This window comes from Corynebacterium sp. HMSC29G08 (assembly GCF_001806875.1).
Lineage (GTDB): Bacteria > Actinomycetota > Actinomycetes > Mycobacteriales > Mycobacteriaceae > Corynebacterium.
The window spans coordinates 59,286-60,755 of the sequence record NZ_KV786259.1; the positions used below are offsets into that span (position 1 = coordinate 59,286).

Genomic DNA, 1,470 nt, shown 5'->3' on the forward strand with positions numbered 1-1,470 from the left:
GCGGCACAGCAATCACTTCACGCGAGTAGTTTTTGTATGACTTTGCATCACGCATAGGCGATGAAGTTGTTGTGTTCTTGGTGGACGTACCACAAATCTAAGTATCGATCTTAAGACTTTGTCCTGGGGTTTTGTTGCGGGTGTTGCTCCTGTAACTGCCGTTTGGGTTTGGTGGGTGGAAGGCGGGGGTAACGGTTCTAGCGATCCTGCCGTGCTTCTGTGCGAATTCAGGAATACTTGAGACACAAGGACCAATCCGAAGGGGGAAATGCAGTGCTGAAGAAAACGCTAGTAACGCTCGTGGGGGCTGCGCTGATGCTGAGTGCTTGTGTGCCAAGCGGGAAGATCGAATCACTTGGTGGGGCTGCTGAAACTGAGTCGGAAGTGGAAACTGTTGAGCCAGGAGTGGATCCTGTTGAGTCGGAAGTGGAGTCTTCCGAACCGCGCGGCTTCGTCTTCGATTCGGGATTCCTGGAATTCGGCGACTTCGACCCTTACGCACTTGGCGATGACCTGTTTAACCCCTGCACCGAAATCACCCTAGAGGAATACGCCGCAGCAGGGTTCCCGGGGGTTGATATTACTGTCGAGAGTCGGCCAAATAGTGCGCTGAAATCCTGCTACATTCAAGGCACGGATGAGCAGTTAGACCGCGCAATCGCTACCGGATTCGACAACGGAAACACCACCCGCGAAATGATTGATATGCAAAGGTTGTTGCTCCCGCAGTACACCTCTGAGCTGATTCCCGAGCTATTCGCATTTGCAGGTAACAATCACGAGCCAGGTTTCTGCTTCGTCCAGGTAGACACAGTACGAGGCGGCTTCGGTGCTTCTGCTGGAAGCTTTGCACACGACGTAACCCAAGCAGAGATGTGCGAACTCTCAATTCAGATCGTTGAGCAGCTCTTCTTGGAGTACGGCACTGGCGATGCCCGTTAACGATGTCCACTAAAGTGTGCACGCAAAAAGGTTCCATTCTTCACAGCAACGTATTAGGGTTTTCTTCCAACACGTAAATTCATTCATAAATGGGGGTTATTGTGACTCAACACGTATACCTTGACCCTGACGCTCTATCAACTGGCATCCAACTGCTGAAAGACGAAGCAAGATCTCTAGCCCAGCCAACGAGGGGCGATATAAGAAACGATCTCGCAACGTTTTTCGATATCACTGGGTACCGTGAAGCGGGCCAGACATTAGGGCTCATCGCTTCAATGCATGCACCCCAATCATCCCGGGTGTTGGGCTCGCACATGATGGATGCTGCGAACATTTCCGAAGTCAGCTTAACCAACATGCAGCACGCCGATGAAGCGTCTGCACGCATCCTCAACAAAATCGCGTTGATCCCCTTGGATGCAACAATGGATACCCCACCCGGCCAGATGCGCGCATCGTTAAACGTGGTCAACGCGAAAGCAACCCCGTTTCACCCACACGCACCTGCGGTCATCCCGCCGATGA

The 1,470-nt window shown here is 52.3% G+C and carries 2 protein-coding genes; both read left to right on the forward strand.

The features are described 5' to 3' along the window. Positions 1 to 273: 273 nt before the first annotated feature. Positions 274 to 942, forward strand: coding sequence for a DUF3558 domain-containing protein (locus HMPREF3101_RS07785; protein ID WP_070464123.1), 669 nt, complete (start codon positions 274 to 276; stop codon positions 940 to 942). Positions 943 to 1,220: 278 nt separating this feature from the next. After that, on the forward strand, positions 1,221 to 1,470 hold a 250-nt coding region (locus HMPREF3101_RS07790; protein WP_141737397.1), incomplete at its 3' end, for a hypothetical protein.